Origin of the sequence: Campylobacter jejuni (assembly GCF_001457695.1) — a bacterium.
In the GTDB taxonomy this organism is placed as follows: domain Bacteria; phylum Campylobacterota; class Campylobacteria; order Campylobacterales; family Campylobacteraceae; genus Campylobacter_D; species Campylobacter_D jejuni.
In genome coordinates, this window is the sequence record NZ_LN831025.1 from 1,032,658 (window position 1) to 1,050,962 (window position 18,305).

Below are 18,305 nucleotides of genomic sequence, written 5' to 3' on the forward strand. Positions count from 1 at the left end.
ATTTAAGATTACCTTAAAAACCCACAAGACTTTTCATGGCTAAAAAAAGAACAATCCTTATTCCTAGAATAGAAGATATTAATATAACTCCTGATACTTCTTGTATGCATCCTATCTTAGAAGATAATACTTTAGTATGCTTACATGGAGGTAGAGTTAAGTTAAAAGCAAAAAAAGCTAAAAGAATAAAATCAGACAATGTTCCTATTATGCTTGATAATGAAATACAAGGAGCTAGTATAAGTGGATGTTTAAATCCACCTATACTAGGAGGACCTTGTACTAAAGTAGCTATGGTATTTGCTTATACTTATTCAGATCATAAAGTTAATAATAAACATTCTGTGTTACAAATGGGTTTGATAGGAATGAGTATAAAAGGTTATCCTATATTTGCTATACCCAAAAAGAATAAGATTAAATTTGCTTTAGCTAAAATACAAGCTAGTCCTCTTGCTAAGATTAAATATGATAGGATAAGATGGGAAGGGATGGGAGGTAAAAGAAATAAGAAAAATAAAAATGATAAAGCAAGGCAAATACAAGCATTAAAAAATAATCGGCAAAAAGGTAATTATACTGAAATGCAAATGGATAAATATTACAAAGCTAAAGGCTATAAAAGAATTAGTTTAAATAAAGTTCAAGGACTTGATGATAAAATTCATCATGGAATTGATGGAATTTATTACAATCCAAATAAAAACCCAAAATATATCATTGCAGAAGCTAAGTTTAGAACAAGCAAATTAGATATAAAAACTAAGCAAATGAGTGATGAATGGATAACAGAAAAGAGTAGAAATAGACTTGGCATTGTAGATGAAAAACATAGAAAAGAAATAAAAGAACTTCTTAAAAAAAATAGCAATGAAGTCAGAAAAGATTTATTTCATGTTGATAAAAAAGGCAATGTGAGTATTAAAGAATTAGATAAAAATGCAAAAACCAAAAACTTAATAGAAAGGATAGAAAATGGCAAGAGATACTAGCAAAGATGAAGCGTATTTTACGAAACATATAATAGAGTGGGAAGAAGAAATTAAAGAAGATGAAAAAAAACTCTTAGAACTTCCACTAGGAGATGCAAGAAGGGAAAATTATTTTTTTTCTATAACAGATGGAAAAAAATGTATTGCTATAGATAAATACTCTCGTGGTGATGATATAAATCTAGTTAAAAAAGATTTAGAAGCATACATACTATTAAAACAAAAAAATCGTTTAGAATTTGCAATTGATATTGGTTATTATAGAGGAAATGCTCTTGAACTTTGTATTAGAGTATTGCTAGATATGGATACTGCTTGTGTATTAGAATTAATAGAAGAAGATGAGAGAAAAAGAAGAGATATTCTCAATAGGGACTGGTTTTTGCATTTTATAGGATCTAAGGGTAAGAATTTAAATTTAGAACGCAAATGTATTCGCAAAGAACACGAGCTTATTAAAGAATTTGTAGCCACTAAGGATATTGAGTTTTTACATCAATATATGAAAAAACATACAAGATTAAGAGATCCTCTAGATACTTGGGATCTTGAAGGTGCAGCAATTGTAAAGCTAATGAATTTAGATAAAGAAGAATTTAAACAATACAAATACTTTCCTTATGATTTAATATAAAAAGATTTTTAGTTATAATTTCATTTTATATTTAAGGAAAAATTTATGGAAGATTTAAAACTTTTACAAAGGCGTTGGGAAGAAGCTTATGAAGCTATGCCTAAACTTTATGAAACACCCGATGGGTTAATAATAAATTTCACCCTAAGTGAAGATACAGATACTATTCTTTTTAAAAAACCTTGGGAAAATTTTGAATTAGATGATGAAGATAAAGAAACCAAATGGAGGCTGAGTTTTTTTAGCATTAGCAAAGATGAGCCTTTGGGGTATTTAGAGTATAAAGAAGCTTTAGAGAAATTGCAAGATTTTTCTTTAATTCAATCAGAAGAAAGGATTTTAATTAGAGCAATGAGTTTAGAAGAGCTTGAAAGCTTAGAGCTTAAAGGGTGGTAATGCTTCCTCAACCTATATTTTTAAATAAACTTATAGAATTTTTATCTGATGAAAATTTAGATATTGTAAATATGAAAAAAGGTGTAGATAAAATTTTTTCTAAAAAAGATTTTTACGCTATATTAGAATTAAATATTAAAATTATGAATATAGCGAAATTAATTTTTAAAAGTGATGAACAATTAAATATATTATTACCACAAGCTTCTAATTATAAGAATACAAATTATTTTCCTCAAGAATTAGAGTTAAAAAAAGAAATGGATGTTAATCTTAATGATTTAAAAAATTGTGATAATAAAAAAATAATAGAAATAATTAAGCAAGAATATCAAAATAATCTGATTAAAGAATTGGATATTAATTCTCAAAAAGAAAAAATCAAAATACTTTTTATTATTAATGAAGTGCCAAAATTTTTAAAATCAATCTATAAAGAATGTGAGTTTAAAGAATATGGATTAGCAAATTATTTGGAATTTGATGAAATTTGGGGTTTTTATGAAAATAATACTAGATATTTTACTATTTTAACTCCCATGGGTGCAAATAAAATAAAATTGCGTTTAGAAAATACACAAAACAGCGAAAAAGAACTCAATATCATAGAAGTAAATTTAGATAAAAATAGATTTTAATAACAAAAATAAGCAATTTCTTTTTCTACTCAAATTTAGGCTATTTGTGTTAAAATAATAAATATAAAAATTAAAAACATAGTGGATTTATACCAAATTATAAACACCATAAACTCAACCCCCAAAAGGATCATCAATGTCCCTTAATTCTTACATGAGTCTTGATATTTTAAATTCTACTTCAAATCCCCTACCCTTTAAAATCACTAAAGCCCTCATCAAAGAAAGTCTTGAAGAGCTTTTTTCTATAGAATGTGAAGGCTTTTTTGAAAGTTTAGAACAAGATTTATTTTCTTTAAATACTTTAACCAATGCTTCATCTCATCCAAGCACCCCTACAACTTTTAATTTTCATCCTAATGTTTTAATCGATCAAGAAGCTATTTTAAGTATCCATAATCCTTATGAGAATAATACCTTAAACTTTGATAACAATGAAGTAAAAAACTATAAGGGAATTATCACTTATATAAAATATCTAGGTATTAATCATGAAAGTGCTTTAAATATTAACGATAGCACTTCAAATACTAAGCAAATACAATACAAGCATTTTTTTTCTTTTAAGCTTCAATCAGTCTTGATAAGACTTTCTTTAAATAAAGCCAATCGTATTTATACTCATACTAATATTATAGAAGTGATTAAACAAACCCTTGGTTTTTATCAAGATATCTTACATAAAGAAATTGATTATTCTAATATACATTTTAATTATGAAGAACAAGAACTCATCTCTCAATACAATGAAAGTGATTTAGACTTTATTACAAGATTAAGCCATAATAATGGAATCTTTTTTTATGAAGATGAGAACACTATTTATTTTTGTGATGTGTATAAAAATGTAAAAAATAAAGAAATTGAGTATAATCCTAATATTAATAATATTTTAAATCAAGCTTGTATTTCTTCTATTTATAAAGAGCAAAGCTTAAGAACTAATTCTTTTACACATTCTAGTATTAATGCCAATACTCCTTTAAATCTTTTATCTTTACACTCTAGTAAAGTTCCTTATGAACAAGAACTTAATAACAAAGCTTGTTATAATGAACATTTTTATGAGAGTGAATATTCTTTTACAAAAAGCATTGATTTAAAGACTAAGCCTTCTCTTAAAGAAAAAAGAGCCTTAGTATTAAATGAAAGCTTACTAGCAAAAAGTAATATTTATCATCTTAGCTTAGGAGATTTTATCACTTTAAATTATAAGGAGTTTAATCATCAAGAAGAAATAAAAAATCAAGATGAAGAAAAACAAGATAAAGCTTCTTTGCTTAAAGACTTTATTATTATCACTAATACTCAAATCTTAATTGATGATGCCATCTTAGCTAATTCTATTAATACTAATGATCATTTAAATTTAAAAGATTTAAATTTAAGTAAATCTTATTCTAATACTTTAACTTTACTAAAAAAGAATATTATCTTTACTCCAAGTTTTAAAGCTAAACCTAAAGCTCCTAATAGCACTCAAGGTATTGTTATAGGAGAGAGTAAGGATATAGAAAGTGAGAGAAATACTATTTATACTGATGAGCATGGAAGGGTTAAGGTAAGGATTAATCTTTATGCCAATCAAGAAGAATTAGATAATGATACTTTTATTGCAAATGATATAGATATAAATTCTTCTAATTTATCAAGCAATACTTATAAATCTTATCATCACACTCCTTTTTTAAGAGTAGCTTCTCATATAGCAAGCAATCATTCAGGTTTTTTTCATACTCCAAGAATAGGAGATGAAGTGATTATTTCTTTTTTAGATGATGATATAGATAAACCTTATGTAAGTGGAAGTTTGTATAATGGGGCTAATCCAAGTTTAGTAAATCTTCCTTTTAATGATCACCAAACTTCTCTTTCTTCTAAAACCATAGGTGTTAATGAAGAAGGTTATAATGAACTTACCCTCTCAAATATAAAAGATAAAGAACAAATTTATTTAAAAGCCCAAAAGGATTATGATGAATTAGTACAACATAATTTCACTCAAAGAATTTTAAATGATAAAGATTCTATAGTGGATGGAATTTATAATGAAAGGATTAAAAAGGTTCATACTCAAACCATAGACTTAGCTAAAAATGTCAATGTAGGAGGAGAATACTTAACTAATGTAGGTTTATCTAAAGATACCATAGTAGGATTAAGCAATACCTTAAATGTAGGAGTAGATAATAAAGTAAGAGTGGCTAAAAACTCTCATGAGTTTGTAGGAGAAAACAAAGATATAGAAATAGGTGCTAATCAAAATACTATTATCCATAAAGATGAGATAAGGAATGTGAAGGGAAATAAAAAGGAAGTGGTTGAGGGGCATTATGATATTAATATAAAAGAAACATTAAAAATCCAAACAGAAAAAGAGACTTCTATAAGAAGCAAAAATAATCTACTAATCACCACCAATGCTTCAATGGGCTTTGAAACAGATAAAAATAATACCTTTGTATCTGATAATTCATTATCGCAAACAAAAACAGATTATGAAGTAAAAGCAGGCAATCAAATCCTCCACCAAGTAGGCGATACTCAAATTGTTACTAAGGGAGATTATGTGATTATTAAAGCAGGTGGAGTAGAAGTAGTGATAGATTCTAATGGGCTTGTGGTCAAAGGTGGAGAGATTAGGGCAGAGTAATGGAAGCACTTAATCAAAAAAATAGTTTAAATATTAGGCTTTTAAGTTCTAATAATATTCTTCTGCATAATCAAGAATTTAAGCTTTATGAAATAGCACAGGGCAATAAAAATGAAATCAAGACTATTTTTACAACCAATAGAATGGGGGAAGCTCATTTAAATGCTAGTGAAATTTTTAGCAAAGAAGCACAAAGCTTTGAATTAATTTTAAACCAATCTAGTGTTTATAAAAACAAACCCATCTATAATCATAGATTTTTATTAAGAAGTTATGAGTATGGGCATTGGTGTGAAATAAAATTTGAAAGAAAGGCAGATAAAGGCTCTATAAACTCTATTAGGCTAAAATCCAAAGAATTTACCTTAGAAAATAATGAAAAAATAGTGCGTAATTTCTATACTTTTGGCGATATAGTAGAATTTGAAGCTATTTATGAGGATACAAAAATCAAAGAAGAGCAAATTAAATGGGGTTATGTTTTTATTCAGGATAAAAACACCTTAGATAAGTTAAACAAAAACCAATTAACTAATGACAAAAAGGAAAGTTCTTTATTTGATGAAGAAATTTTAAAAGATTGTTTTTATATTGAAAAAGAAGAAGATAAAGCCCTATTATCTTCTTCTATCATTTATAGACATTTAGAAAACAACAAAGCTTATTGTGGAAAACATCTTAGTTTGCAACTACCAAACCCTAAAGACACACAAGAGCAAAAAACACTATTAGTCTTTGCTTATAAAGAAATACCCAATTATAATGCCTCTTATCTTATAAGAATTAATGATTATCCACAAATTACCATTGATTGCACTCTAGCAGAAACACTAAGGGCACATACAAACAAAGATGAAATCTCAAGGCTTGGTTGGGGGGTAAGCTATATCTGTCAAAGATTATGGCATGATAATCCAAGTGATGCTAAAGAATTAAAAGATTTAACCTTTAGAAGCTCTACTTCACAAGATTTTATAGATACTATCCCTAATGAAACAATGAAAACAATAGTAAAGGAGATATTGCCTAGAGTAGAGATGCAACAATTAAAGACTGACAACACAAAATCAAGAGATAAAGCAAGATTTTATGCGGAATTAGATTGGGATAGTTTTTATATGAAGTTTCCTATAATGCAAGAGCTAAAGGGCGAGTATATGAATCTCAAAAAGCTTTTTGGAGAAGAATCTGATTTTCAAAAACAATTCGAAGATTTTCTTAATGATACTTTACTAGATATAAAAAACATTAAAAATACACAAGAATATACAATGGCACTCAATATCCAAGCAATAAAAGAGAATAAGACGAAGAATGCAGAAGTCTTTAAGCTATATAAAAAAGAGGAAACACTCCCAGAAACTCATAAAGCTATAAAAGACTTACAAAAACCATCAGATATTATCGATAATAGTTTATATTTTCAAAGGTTTGATATAAAAAATGATGTGTTTTTACCGCATTTAGGCTTAAGTAAATTTGATGCATTTTCATTGCAAAACTCCATACAACATGAAAAAGAAGTTTTAGATAAATTCCACTCTAACCCAAAATACAAGCAGAATTTTGCTCTATACTCTATCGCAGGGGCTTTTAATATCTTATATATACCAAGCCTTATACAAATCACGAGAGTTACAAGATTCTATAATTACCATTCTTTATATGCTGCGTGCAAAAAGGTGCGTGCTTTTATCATTGATACTGTGAATTTTAATAATAATGGTAGCGATCAGCCTATTGGGGCATGGGATTATGAGAAGGTAGGATTTGATTTATATAATTCGATAATGCAATACCGAAATACAAAATTTCATTTTAAATATACCTCACCAAAATCATTCTTATTTCCCTTATATAATTCAGACTTTCTAAAAACAAAACAGTATTTTAATCTAGGCTTAGATTTCTTTTTATATAGCTCTACATTTTTGGATATGGATTTTAGTCATACGCAAATGCAAGATACTGCTTTTATAGTGGGGAAGTAAGATGTTTTTTGCTGGTGGTGATTATGAGCCTTTTATATATGGGCTTAGTCTTATTGCATACTATTTTCTACCCCTTTATTGTCTGACGCTTTTATTGTATAAATATAAGCCTCAATATGTGAATCTTACTCTACATATTGGAGCTTCAGTGTTGTTATACTTAGCTATGTGGGTAATATTTGTCGATACAACTATTATCAGCCTTTTTGAAATTTTTCAAATGTTTTTAATCCCCATTATCTTGCAAATTATACATCTTACCTTTATACTCTATGCTATTATCTATACTTATTTTGATATGCAAAAGATTTCATTTACAAAGAGACTAGGCAGATATATCGTTTCATTTTTTATTGGGATTGGACTACTTATCCTTTCTTTTGTAATGATGTATGCTATTGGATATTATATCAGCTCATGGTGTGATAGATATTATCTTAAAATCGATGAGAGAAATGAGGCGATTCGCACTATAACTTTTTATGTTCTTGTTGTGGTTTTTCCCAGTATAATTGCACTACTCCTTAGCTATATCCTCTATAAAAATCATAAGTCATTTTTTACTAAGATTCTATATAGAATCTTATCTATGATAGGCAAGGACAAACCATAATGCAAAAACTTATATATCAAAACCACGACTACCAACAAATACAAATCCAACAAACACAGAAACATTTCAATCTTGGTTGTGATTTTATAGTTACAAGCAAAGGTTTTAAAAATATTAAGATTCCAAATAATTTGGATATAAAGAATCTATTGAGGATTATAGTAAAAAGTGAGGCGAGATAATGACTGATGGATTTGGGTTTTTAGCATATGTCTTTACATTGCCTGTATTGATTCTTGGTGGTATATCTTATGTATGTATAGTATTTTTGATAAGATTTCAAAGCTTTTGTGGGTTTGTATGTTCAAAAAGTTTTTGGATTGCTTGGCTTTTTTCATATTATTTATTATTTTTGATTATCTGCATTACTTGTAAATGGGAGTTATTAATAATGTATATCTGTGGTATTTCTTTACCTTTGGTATATTTTTTAAGAAAATTTTTTATGCAATCACATTCAAATCTAGCTCTAAACGAATTTTCATTATGGATTATCCCAATGAGTATTTTCTCTCTTTGTATTCATAGTAGCCTGTGCGTTGCTATTGCATGGATGTTAATATTTTTTCAAACAAATTATGATACCCAAACACTTCAATCTTGGCTTAGATTTCTTTTTATATAGCTCTATATTTTTAGATATTGTGCTAGAGGAGTAGTTATTATGTTTGAAGCGACAAAAAATACAGAGTAAATTAAAGGAGTTCTTATGCAAAAGTTTTTAATAGTTTTAAGGATTTGTGTTACTTTAAGTATTAATATTAATGCTCAATCTCCAGAAGAAGCTAAACCTAGGTTTAATTGTGCTAAAGCAAAAAGCAAGGTTGAAAAGATGATTTGTAGTGATAAAAGTGGGGAGTTACAAAAACTTGATAGATTATATTCTAAACTCTATTTTTCAATACTAAAGAGTATCCCTAAAGATACAAAAAGGGGCAAAAAACAAGAGAAAAACTGAAATATTTTAATCATTCTGTTATGAGTAATAGAAATATATTTCAATGCTATTTTGCAAAATAATATAAAAATCTACAACCAAAATCCTGAAAATATCAACCAAAAACTTAATGAAAATATGGTTTTTGAGCTTGCAGATAATGAAGCAAAAGAAGTTAAAAAATCATTTCTTTTGAGAAAATGCATAATCTAAGAAAAAAACTTCAAAAATGGAATGCAAACTATCTTACTTCTTTTAGTAAGACAGAATTAACCAATCCACAAGAGTTTATTCCCTTATTGTCTATTTATTATCAGCGTCCAGCAAGATTTAACCCAGAGAGTGGACTCATCTTGCTTCAAAAAACCCTTAAAGATAAGAATAGATTCTTAGCGTGGTTTTCTGTGCGTTATTATGCTGATATACGACAATTCAAAAACCCTTATTATTCTCGCAGAATCCAAGAAGCCACTATGTTTGGCTTAAGCAATAAGAATCAAAATAATAATATTGAATATTTTTCAACAAGTCTTGATATTTTCTCTTATCTTAATTTTAACTTTAGAGAAGCCAATGCCAAGCAAGGACTGAAGCTGTCAGATAAATACACTTACCTTTCTTTTATGCAAACTTATAAGAAATGCAAAGAAGTTGATGAAAAAGCAGAGTATCTCTTAAGAGAATACAATACATATTATACTAAAGACAAACACTATTATTCTTATGTTGCTAAAGAAGAATTTCAGGGTATAGCTGATATTCTCTCCCCCTATCTATCCTACCTAAACACCCTCACTCAAAAAAATTTTAGCTTAGATAATATTTATTGTATTGCTAATTATTGTGAGAATTTAGGCGCTAATAAATTGGATAATGTTGCCTTGCTTAATAAAACTTTAAGACAAAAGTTTGAAAAACTAGAAGCAAATACACCCCATAATATTCTTATCCTCTATCCAAATCCCACTCCATCTATTATACAAATAGAACAACCTAAAAATACTTTTATTACCCTACTTATAGGAGCAAAAGCAAAAATAGATTGCACTAAATTGATAGAAGATCAATGTGAGCTAATGTATTTAAAATATGATCCAACACAAGAAGAACAACAAGCAATTAATCCACAAGCTTTTTCTTGTAGCACCCAAGAAGAACTTATTTTAAAAAAAGAAAATGAAATATACTTTAAAGCAGTAAAAAACAATATATCATATTTTATTAATAAAAACGATGGAATTTTAAAAGTTGCTCTTACTGGCAATGAAGAAAATGCTATAGAATTATACAGTTTTGCTAAAGAAAATCAATTTAAAATTTTACAAGATAAAGCTTCAAAGATGCTAAAAATCTATTTAAAACTAGAAAGATATAGTAGCGAAGAGATTTTATCGCATAGAGGGGGAAATTTTGAATTAACACTTAATAATCTTAAGATTTTAGATAAAAATGGAAATAATCATGAAACCATCACTAAAATATTTCTTCATAATTGTGAGAATAGAAGGATTTATGAAAGTTTAAAGCTAGAGTATCAAGAAGGCATTTATAAGAGCAGTTTTAAAATTGATTTAATTTTAGATGAAAACTCTTCTTTTTTTAAAAGGGCTACAAAATGTATTATAGCTACAAAAACCTTAGAAGGCTTTAGCACAAGTCAAATACATAAAATTGGAAATGTGGCAATAGTCTCTTTAAACTCTGCAGATAAGCAAGGAGGTTATTATACTTTTACAAATAAAGTAAGCATGCAAGATTTTGGAGAAAATCTTTATTTAGATACTGAGGCAAATGGATATGAAAAACAAATAAAAAATTCAAGAAAGAATTTATATATCACAAGTTTGCAAGCTTATAAAGAAAAAGAACAGCAAAATACTACTGATAAAATCCCTTACAATGAAACTATTTTTATTAGAGCCTACTTAAATAATGAGGAGAAATTTTTCTTCGATGAGTCAATTAAATGGGCATATTGTATAAAAAAGAAGAGGAATTAGAATGCAATCAATCTAAAATTAAAATTTTAGAAAATCTTCAAGGAAATGATATAACCTTTAATACTTCTATGCTTTCACAAGATGATAGGAATAAACTTTATAATATGAATGAAAAATATCAATTAATCTTATTTGCTTATTTTAGTGCAACTGCATTTAAAACAACACAAGGAATAACGCATTTAGTGTTAAAATGACTAAAGATTTAAACTATACAAAACAAAGCCATTGAACTTACCCTCTCAAATATAAAAGATAAAGAACAAATTTATTTAAAAGCCCAAAAGGATTATGATGAATTAGTACAACATAATTTCACTCAAAGAATTTTAAATGATAAAGATTCTATAGTGGATGGAATTTATAATGAAAGGATTAAAAAGGTTCATACTCAAACCATAGACTTAGCTAAAAATGTCAATGTAGGAGGAGAATACTTAACTAATGTAGGTTTATCTAAAGATACCATAGTAGGATTAAGCAATACCTTAAATGTAGGAGTAGATAATAAAGTAAGAGTGGCTAAAAACTCTCATGAGTTTGTAGGAGAAAACAAAGATATAGAAATAGGTGCTAATCAAAATACTATTATCCATAAAGATGAGATAAGGAATGTGAAGGGAAATAAAAAGGAAGTGGTTGAGGGGCATTATGATATTAATGTCAGTGATAAAATGCAAGTGTTAAGCGAGAAAGAGATGGATTATAAAAGCAAAGACAATATTCTTTTTACAAGTAATGAATCCATAGGATTTGAAAGTGATAAAAATACAAGCATGGTAGCTGATAATATCACAACTTACGCAAAAACTATTCATGAGTTAAAAGCCGATAGCGAAGCGACTATACAGGTAGGAGAAACAATTATTAATGCAAAACCTGATTGTGTTATCATTAAAGCAGGTGGAGTAGAAGTAATTATAGACTCTAATGGACTTGTGGTTAAAGGTGGAGAGCTTAAAGCAGAGTAAAGGATAAACAATAAAAAAACCTTTTTACAAACTTAAAAGATTTTATATACCTTGTGGTGTGCTTATAGCTTTGATTATTTTTATAAGCTTAACTTATCATTTTTTACAACGCCCTTTAGAGCTTATCTTTTGGGATAGATATTATTATGAAAAAGAAAAGCAAATTGTAGATAGTATATTTGATTTATCTACTGATAGCAAAGAAGAATTTAAAAAAGTTTTTAAAGAACAAAACTTAAATGAAGAATTAAAAACAAATCAAAAAGAATTATTAAATTATATGCATCATTTCAAAAGAGATTTTAAATTTATGCAAATTTTAGGTTTGGATAATGCTTATTTAGTAGCTCTTAAAAATAAGGATGTATTGTTTGGTTTGCAAATGCAAAACAATCTTGATTATTTTTATCTCGCATCCAATAGCACTGATTTGGAAGAAATTAATAATTATTTAAATGTTGCGGATGAATTGCTTGTCTTTATGAGTGAAATTGAAAAATTACCATCTAAGTATAATCCAGGTAAAATAATGTTTGAGTTTACTTTTGTAAATTACAACACTTTGTTTTTTGGATTTACTTTAGATATAAATTTTATGTGTTCTATACCTCAAAAAGAACAATTATTAGATAATATGATAAATTCTTATGAAAAAATGAATTTATTTCATGATGTGGATTTAAAATTTCAAGACGAAGAATTATACGAAGCAATATATGGCGCTAAAAAACCTAATCATCTAATAAATTTTGCTAAAGGAAGATTGAATGCATGCGGAAGATAATTTAAATTTTAGATACAATATTATAAATTAAGGAGTAATTATGAATTTATTTTACAAAATTTATTTTTTTATTTTATACCACCCTATAAAAGCTTTTTTTATTCTTGTCCTTATTGTGAGTTCTTTTTCTTTTGTTGATAAATTTATTCTACCTAAAAAAGAAAGGGAGCTATCTCCAATTATACAAATTGTAATAAAAGATTCTGAAAGCATCCCTGATTATATAAGCAATACCAAAAGCAAAGAAGTTTTTCTTTCCCAAAACCCAAGCTTAAAAGATTTATTTGAAAAAATGGCCACAGAATATCCTTTAAAATCAGGACTTAATTTTGGAAAACCTGAATACATTGCAGGAGTTGCCACTGTAGAAAAGGATTGGGGAGAATATATGGAAAAAATTTTAAAAGAAGATAGCGAAGAGCTCTTGAAAAAAGCTAACTCTTGTAAAATTATAGATGTAAAAAGTAAAATGCAATGTTTTATAGAAAAGATAAATTATGTTTTTAAGATTATAGACTCTCAAAGTGAAAATTGCACTCTTAATCTTATTAATAATAAAGATTTTTATAATAATCTTTATGAAGTAATTTACTTTGCTTTTTATGATGATGAATACGATAAAAATTTGAAAAAAGAAGAATATTTCTTTTCAAAAGCTTACTATGCAGCAAGGGTTTATTTTTTAGCAAACAAACAATGCTTCATAATGGAGTAAAATAATGGCTAGCTTAAGCGAATTAAGAGAATCATTGACTTATGTCATACCACTACAAGAATTGTTAGAAAACGAAGATATTCTAGGAGAAGCTGTTAATAGATATATTAAAAAATCACTTAGCCATCTGGATTTAGTAACAAATTTTATAGAATCAGAAGAAGTATATCATAAGACTAAGAATTTTAGAAAAGCTGTAGTTCATTTTACAAGTAATTTAGTTAGCGGCCCAATTATTGCAGTAGGTATTGTAGGTGGCATAAGAACTGGTCAAGTAGAAGTTGCTGTAATTACAATTATTTATGCAAATGATATTCCTGTCGCAATCGAGAATGCAACCAATAAAGCTTTCGACATTTATGATAATACTTTAGATGCAACATTAAAATTTATTTTTGATGGTATAGCTTCTCGCATAATAACAAATTTTCTTAATTCTACATATGAAAAATTTCTTGCACCAAGAAATTTTAAGCAAATTTGCAATAGTCCAGAAGAATGTCAAATTTTACAACAAGATAATTTTCAAATTCTCATAAACGGTTTATCCCTCTTCACCCCACACCCCTACCCTAGCTATTCTAAAGAATACGAATTTGTCCTAGCAAAGAAAAAAGAACTTATAACTAAAACAAGCATAGCTTCTAATTCCTATAATTTTATGGATGAAGAGTATTTAAAAAACATACAAGATTTACAAGAACAAGATCAAATCATTGATCAAGAAGAACAAAAATATCAACTTGCTTTAAAACTTTACAAAGAAGATAGTAAAATCAAAAATGAGATTTTTAATTCTTTATTTAAATCCTTAAATGAAAATCTAAGCTTTCAATTAAAACAAGAAAGAAATACTTTTTTAAATCCAAATCAAAGTTTAAACATTATCGCTACTAAAAAATACTCATTAAAGACTTTAAATTTACAAGATATTGATAATATTAATATCAACTCAGAATTTGCTTATTTAAGAACTTTGTTTTTATGTGAAGCTTTTTTAGTTTTAGATAATAATGATGAAGCTTTATTAAATGAAAAAATAGCTAAAGAAATTTTAGAATATGATGAAGATGAATATATTCTTTTTATTTTCCACAAAGCCAAACTAAACGATACTTATTTAAAAGCAAGAAAAGAGCTTTATAAAAGTATTGATGAATTTAAAAAAACTTGGCTTTAAAGATTTAGAAAATGCTTATCAAACTTATATTAATTCTTTGATTGTAAATAAAAAAATAAAGATGACAATTTTATAATTAATGTTATAATGCAAAATAATATTATTTTTAAGGATAAAACCTTTGTTTAAATTCTCAAAAAAATCTTGGATTATCATTTTCATCTTGGTGGTTTTATATGTAGTTATTAGCAATATTTATGAATTGTTTAATTCTATGGAAGCTGATAATAACAAAGCAAGAGAAAATCTTAGTGCTTTAATCAAGTGGAGCAAAAACGAAGGCAAGGAAGAATTAGAGTATGCTAAGAATTTAAGCAAAGAAAACTATAATCAAGAAAAAGTTACACAAATGATTATTAAAAATCTTAAGATGATACAAGCTAGTATTGAAGATATGAAAACTTTAACCTCTTACTATCCTACAGAAGAAGATGTTGAGCTTATGAGACAAGCTGGACATGTTACAACAAATTCAAATACTGATATTATACTTTATCTTTTATACAATGAAAGAAATATCACAAATCATAAAACTTATTTTTTATTTGACAAGGAAAGATAAGATTTTTTATTTTTTCTAAATACTCGTTTAGAAGAGGATTTTTTACAAAAAGATATTCATAAGTTTGATAGCTTTGATGTAGTTAGAATCGGAATGTATATTAACGACCTAATTGGCTATAATAGTGGATTTACTAGTATGTATTTGAGTGAATTTTCTCAAGATTATATTTGTGATTTAAATACCCCTAAAACTATGACAATTTTAAATGGTATGAGCAAAATTGATTTTACTTCTAATAGAATTTTATTATTTTTTAATAAAGAATTAGAAAAATATGCTTATACTGATGATAATAATTTAATAAAAAACCTTCAAAAATTGATCTATATTTTTAAAAAATTCAAACTTAACCAAAAACAAACTAATAAACTTAAATCCATACAAACCAAACTAAAAGAATGCACAAATGAATGAGATAGAACTTAACACTCAAAATAAAACCTTAAACGAAACAGAAAAAGAATTGCAAATTCTTTTAAAAAATGCAGGTGTAGATGAAATAGGAGAAAAACTACTTAAAGAAGTAGAAGATGTAAATAAAACGGAAAATTTTATGCATCAAAATGAAATTCAAACCATGAAAGATGCTACTGGATTTATAAGTAATGCAAAGGATACAATATCTAGCTTTTTCAAAGACCTCGAACCTTACCTACTCCCTTTTAAAATCATCATAAAAAGAGCAGGTAATACCCTTAGTGGAATTGATGCTTTAATAGAATATCAAAAAACAAAAGATGGTTTAAAAGTTTCTGTAAAAATTGGTTCTGAAATTATTGCTTCACAAATTTTTAAAATAGGAATACCGATAATAAGCACAGCAGCCATTACAACTTATAGTGCGATAGCAATTACAAGCAGCATCTTATTAGGTGTTTTAGCAGCCATTAGTATTGTTGGCATTGGTATGATAATTCTTTGGTGGATTAATTCTAAAATAGAAGATTGGTTAAAAGATAGTGGTATTTCTTTTATTGATTTTATAAGAGAGTATGAAACTCATTTAAGTTCTGAAGAAAAATATTATCATAACTTAGCACATTGTCATCAAACACAAATTAAAAATATGCAAAGAATTCAGTTGTATTATAATGGCAAAATTTCAGAAGATTTAAAGCATTATTATTATCCTTTTTATGACTTTAAAAAAGCTCCTATACTTGATGGTAAAGATATTATTAAAAGAATCAATGAGTTGCAAAATAATTACAAAATATTAAGCCCAAAAGATACAATAGATAATATCCACATTGATTCAGAATTTTATTTATTAAAAGCTTTATATTTTTGTGAAAGCTTTACGAGTCTTAATCAAAACAATCAAGCTTTATTAAGCATACCATATATAGAAGAAAAATTTCCTTATCATTCTAGCTTTTATATTATATTCTTGCTACACAAAGATAAAATCACAGATACTTATTTAAATGCAAGAAAAGAACTTTATAAGAACGTTATGAGCTTTAATCAAATTCAAAATAAGAATATATTAGAACAAAATAAACAAGATTTTCAAGAATACAAACCAACCTCTCATTCTAAAAACCTAAACCATTTCATCTTAGAAAATAAAGACAAAAATAAAAAAATTATCTTTTTAAATAATGCTTCATCGATGTCAAATTTAATCCATATTTATGATAGTCATTGCGATATTTTTATTAAAAATGAATCTTTACTTGACATTAAAAGAATAGAAAAAGAATATGATATTAAATTTAAAGAATTTAACACAAGAGTATTTTTTTATGAAAAACTTCTTTTAGGTGCAAAAGAAAATAATGAGTTTTCATTTGAAGATAAAGAAGAAAATTTGCTTTATTATTTTAAATACGATAAAGAGGATTTAAATTCTCTAGGGGATTTGAATATAAAATATAACAATCATAATGCAAAGATTAAAAATTATTCTAGTGGTTATTGTAAGTATTATTGTAAAATAGCTTAGATTTTAGGATTATAAATGAAAAAACTTTTTTATAGACTTAATTTTTTATTTAATACAAAATTAAAAAAATTAACTTGGATTGTGGCTATATTATTTATCGGATATAAATTACTTTTTTATACCGAAATTAAAAATGGTTATGTAAAAGTGACTTTACGTCCTATAGTAACACTTAATCAAGAGGGTTATTGCATAAAAGAAGGTAGAAGATTAAGCCAAAATGAATTATTTGAAAGAGCTACTAAAGATTGGCTTGAAAAACTTTATAACCAAGCACATGATCCACTAGTTATGAATGCAGATGGAGATTGGCTTGATATCACTAATTGCTATTATTCAAGCAAAGAAAAAGCAAAGAAAGGTTTAAATTGTCAATTTTACAGCAACGGCAAACAATTTGGTATCGATGATATTGCAAAACAAATTGATCTTAATAAAAGCCAAGAAGAAAATATGCAAAAAATAATGCAAGGCTTTAGCATTGTAAGACCTTTTGAGGAGGAAAAAATTTTAACAGATGATTTAGAGCTTAAATATTCTTTACTCTTACAAGATAGGTTAGGTGATTTTACTTTTATGCCTTATGATATTAGATTTATTGTCGTTGGTGGTGATACTGGTTATTATTCAAAATTTGGTTATTCTGTTTTTGCTTTAATGATACAAAAATATTTTATTGGAAACGACCATGACTTTAAATTTAAAAAAGGCACTGTAGAATATTGGAAAAATAAAGATAATAAAAACAATCATGAATACATATATTATCCCATTACAAATTGTGGCGAAGTTGAAATGCGTTATGACTTTGATCCTCCTGGATTATATTATCAATTATTTCATGATATGCAATGGAGGGATGAATGGCATCGTTAAATTTAAAAGGCGATTATGGAGTAGAAATTTTATCCTATTATCTTTGGGGGCAAAGCACACCGCCAAGTGATTTAGCCAGAAAAGATAACCGTGTGCTTATAGGTAAAGATTATCAAGCAAGAGATGAAAAAGAAATAATCATACAAGCTTCAGCACTTGATTATATGAAATATGTAGATAGATATACCAATGCTACAAATTTTGGGATATTTCAAAATTTTTTCAAAAGTGTTTTTAGTGAAAAAGAACTTGGGGAATTTAAAGATAAAATAGAAAATGAAACATATATTTTAGAATTAGACGATATCATAAAACTAAGATATATAGAGGTGTAAATCCGTTTCTTGATGAAGATAATAAGAATAAAGATAAAAGCACTAAAGATAAAGAAAATAATGAAGAAAATAAATAC

The 18,305-nt window shown here is 26.9% G+C and carries 18 protein-coding genes and 1 pseudogene; all 19 read left to right on the plus strand.

What is annotated here, in order from left to right; all coding sequences use genetic code 11:
• Nucleotides 1-35 precede the first annotated feature (35 nt).
• The 19 genes and pseudogenes from AT682_RS09595 to AT682_RS09885 all read left to right on the plus strand — a co-directional run bounded on the left by AT682_RS09595 (nt 36) and on the right by AT682_RS09885 (nt 18,228).
• Entirely contained in the window at nt 36-992 is a 957-nt protein-coding gene (locus AT682_RS09595) for a hypothetical protein (protein WP_170234848.1), read from the plus strand.
• Entirely contained in the window at nt 976-1,626 is a 651-nt protein-coding gene (locus AT682_RS05310; RefSeq protein WP_002782034.1) for a PoNe immunity protein domain-containing protein, read from the plus strand. Before AT682_RS09595 ends, AT682_RS05310 begins: the two co-directional genes overlap by 17 nt.
• A 45-nt stretch (nt 1,627-1,671) precedes the next feature.
• Nucleotides 1,672-2,022 (plus strand): DUF4299 family protein, encoded by a 351-nt coding sequence (locus AT682_RS05315; RefSeq protein ID WP_002791053.1) that lies wholly within the window; start codon nt 1,672-1,674, stop codon nt 2,020-2,022.
• Nucleotides 2,022-2,660, plus strand: coding sequence for a hypothetical protein (locus AT682_RS05320; protein WP_002883661.1), 639 nt, complete (start codon nt 2,022-2,024; stop codon nt 2,658-2,660). The genes AT682_RS05315 and AT682_RS05320 overlap by 1 nt, the downstream gene beginning before the upstream one ends.
• A gap of 136 nt (nt 2,661-2,796) precedes the next feature.
• Entirely contained in the window at nt 2,797-5,313 is a 2,517-nt protein-coding gene (locus tag AT682_RS05325; protein WP_058207858.1) for a type VI secretion system Vgr family protein, read from the plus strand.
• Complete coding sequence (locus tag AT682_RS05330) at nt 5,313-7,304, plus strand: DUF6402 family protein (RefSeq protein ID WP_016818225.1); 1,992 nt, start codon at nt 5,313-5,315, stop codon at nt 7,302-7,304. The genes AT682_RS05325 and AT682_RS05330 overlap by 1 nt, the downstream gene beginning before the upstream one ends.
• Nucleotides 7,305-7,452: 148 nt before the next feature.
• Nucleotides 7,453-7,917, plus strand: coding sequence for a hypothetical protein (locus AT682_RS05335; RefSeq protein ID WP_167561469.1), 465 nt, complete (start codon nt 7,453-7,455; stop codon nt 7,915-7,917).
• A gap of 709 nt (nt 7,918-8,626) precedes the next feature.
• Nucleotides 8,627-8,928: pseudogene (locus AT682_RS05350) on the plus strand (lysozyme inhibitor LprI family protein); the annotation flags it as partial.
• A gap of 126 nt (nt 8,929-9,054) precedes the next feature.
• The gene (locus AT682_RS09880) at nt 9,055-10,854 is read left to right on the plus strand and encodes a hypothetical protein (protein ID WP_236017580.1); all 1,800 of its coding nucleotides are present in this window, start codon (nt 9,055-9,057) and stop codon (nt 10,852-10,854) included.
• A complete protein-coding gene (locus AT682_RS05360) occupies nt 10,821-11,051 on the plus strand; it encodes a hypothetical protein (RefSeq protein ID WP_002883188.1) in 231 nt (76 codons plus the stop codon). Before AT682_RS09880 ends, AT682_RS05360 begins: the two co-directional genes overlap by 34 nt.
• A gap of 69 nt (nt 11,052-11,120) precedes the next feature.
• The gene (locus AT682_RS05365; RefSeq protein WP_394349320.1) at nt 11,121-11,825 is read left to right on the plus strand and encodes a bacteriophage T4 gp5 trimerization domain-containing protein; all 705 of its coding nucleotides are present in this window, start codon (nt 11,121-11,123) and stop codon (nt 11,823-11,825) included.
• Between the two features lie 70 nt (nt 11,826-11,895).
• Nucleotides 11,896-12,609 (plus strand): hypothetical protein, encoded by a 714-nt coding sequence (locus AT682_RS05370; RefSeq protein ID WP_236017589.1) that lies wholly within the window; start codon nt 11,896-11,898, stop codon nt 12,607-12,609.
• Nucleotides 12,610-12,649: 40 nt separating this feature from the next.
• Nucleotides 12,650-13,324 carry a hypothetical protein gene (locus AT682_RS05375; protein ID WP_002801461.1) on the plus strand — a complete coding sequence of 225 codons (675 nt, stop codon included), beginning with the start codon at nt 12,650-12,652 and terminating at the stop codon, nt 13,322-13,324.
• 4 nt (nt 13,325-13,328) lie between these two features.
• Nucleotides 13,329-14,504 carry a hypothetical protein gene (locus tag AT682_RS05380; RefSeq protein ID WP_002882987.1) on the plus strand — a complete coding sequence of 392 codons (1,176 nt, stop codon included), beginning with the start codon at nt 13,329-13,331 and terminating at the stop codon, nt 14,502-14,504.
• 121 nt (nt 14,505-14,625) lie between these two features.
• Complete coding sequence (locus AT682_RS09600) at nt 14,626-15,066, plus strand: hypothetical protein (protein WP_002882983.1); 441 nt, start codon at nt 14,626-14,628, stop codon at nt 15,064-15,066.
• A gap of 93 nt (nt 15,067-15,159) precedes the next feature.
• Nucleotides 15,160-15,483 (plus strand): hypothetical protein, encoded by a 324-nt coding sequence (locus AT682_RS09605; RefSeq protein ID WP_169313240.1) that lies wholly within the window; start codon nt 15,160-15,162, stop codon nt 15,481-15,483.
• Nucleotides 15,476-17,017, plus strand: coding sequence for a hypothetical protein (locus tag AT682_RS09650; protein WP_002882980.1), 1,542 nt, complete (start codon nt 15,476-15,478; stop codon nt 17,015-17,017). The genes AT682_RS09605 and AT682_RS09650 overlap by 8 nt, the downstream gene beginning before the upstream one ends.
• A gap of 15 nt (nt 17,018-17,032) precedes the next feature.
• Entirely contained in the window at nt 17,033-17,893 is an 861-nt protein-coding gene (locus tag AT682_RS05395) for a hypothetical protein (RefSeq protein WP_002873071.1), read from the plus strand.
• Nucleotides 17,881-18,228: a hypothetical protein gene (locus tag AT682_RS09885; RefSeq protein WP_002882979.1), complete on the plus strand. Its 348-nt coding sequence runs from the start codon at nt 17,881-17,883 to the stop codon at nt 18,226-18,228. Before AT682_RS05395 ends, AT682_RS09885 begins: the two co-directional genes overlap by 13 nt.
• Nucleotides 18,229-18,305: the final 77 nt, after the last annotated feature.

Excerpts from the sequence above, each read along its gene's own strand:
- AT682_RS09595 (WP_170234848.1), top strand. The coding sequence starts at position 36 with ATGGCTAAAAAAAGAACAATCCTTATTCCTAGAATAGAAGATATTAAT.
- AT682_RS05310 (WP_002782034.1), top strand. The coding sequence starts at position 976 with ATGGCAAGAGATACTAGCAAAGATGAAGCGTATTTTACGAAACATATA.
- AT682_RS05315 (WP_002791053.1), top strand. The coding sequence starts at position 1,672 with ATGGAAGATTTAAAACTTTTACAAAGGCGTTGGGAAGAAGCTTATGAA.
- AT682_RS05320 (WP_002883661.1), top strand. The coding sequence starts at position 2,022 with ATGCTTCCTCAACCTATATTTTTAAATAAACTTATAGAATTTTTATCT.
- AT682_RS05325 (WP_058207858.1), top strand. The coding sequence starts at position 2,797 with ATGTCCCTTAATTCTTACATGAGTCTTGATATTTTAAATTCTACTTCA.
- AT682_RS05330 (WP_016818225.1), top strand. The coding sequence starts at position 5,313 with ATGGAAGCACTTAATCAAAAAAATAGTTTAAATATTAGGCTTTTAAGT.
- AT682_RS09880 (WP_236017580.1), top strand. The coding sequence starts at position 9,055 with ATGCATAATCTAAGAAAAAAACTTCAAAAATGGAATGCAAACTATCTT.
- AT682_RS05360 (WP_002883188.1), top strand. The coding sequence starts at position 10,821 with ATGGGCATATTGTATAAAAAAGAAGAGGAATTAGAATGCAATCAATCT.
- AT682_RS05375 (WP_002801461.1), top strand. The coding sequence starts at position 12,650 with ATGAATTTATTTTACAAAATTTATTTTTTTATTTTATACCACCCTATA.
- AT682_RS05380 (WP_002882987.1), top strand. The coding sequence starts at position 13,329 with ATGGCTAGCTTAAGCGAATTAAGAGAATCATTGACTTATGTCATACCA.
- AT682_RS09605 (WP_169313240.1), top strand. The coding sequence starts at position 15,160 with ATGTATATTAACGACCTAATTGGCTATAATAGTGGATTTACTAGTATG.
- AT682_RS09650 (WP_002882980.1), top strand. The coding sequence starts at position 15,476 with ATGAATGAGATAGAACTTAACACTCAAAATAAAACCTTAAACGAAACA.
- AT682_RS05395 (WP_002873071.1), top strand. The coding sequence starts at position 17,033 with ATGAAAAAACTTTTTTATAGACTTAATTTTTTATTTAATACAAAATTA.
- AT682_RS09885 (WP_002882979.1), top strand. The coding sequence starts at position 17,881 with ATGGCATCGTTAAATTTAAAAGGCGATTATGGAGTAGAAATTTTATCC.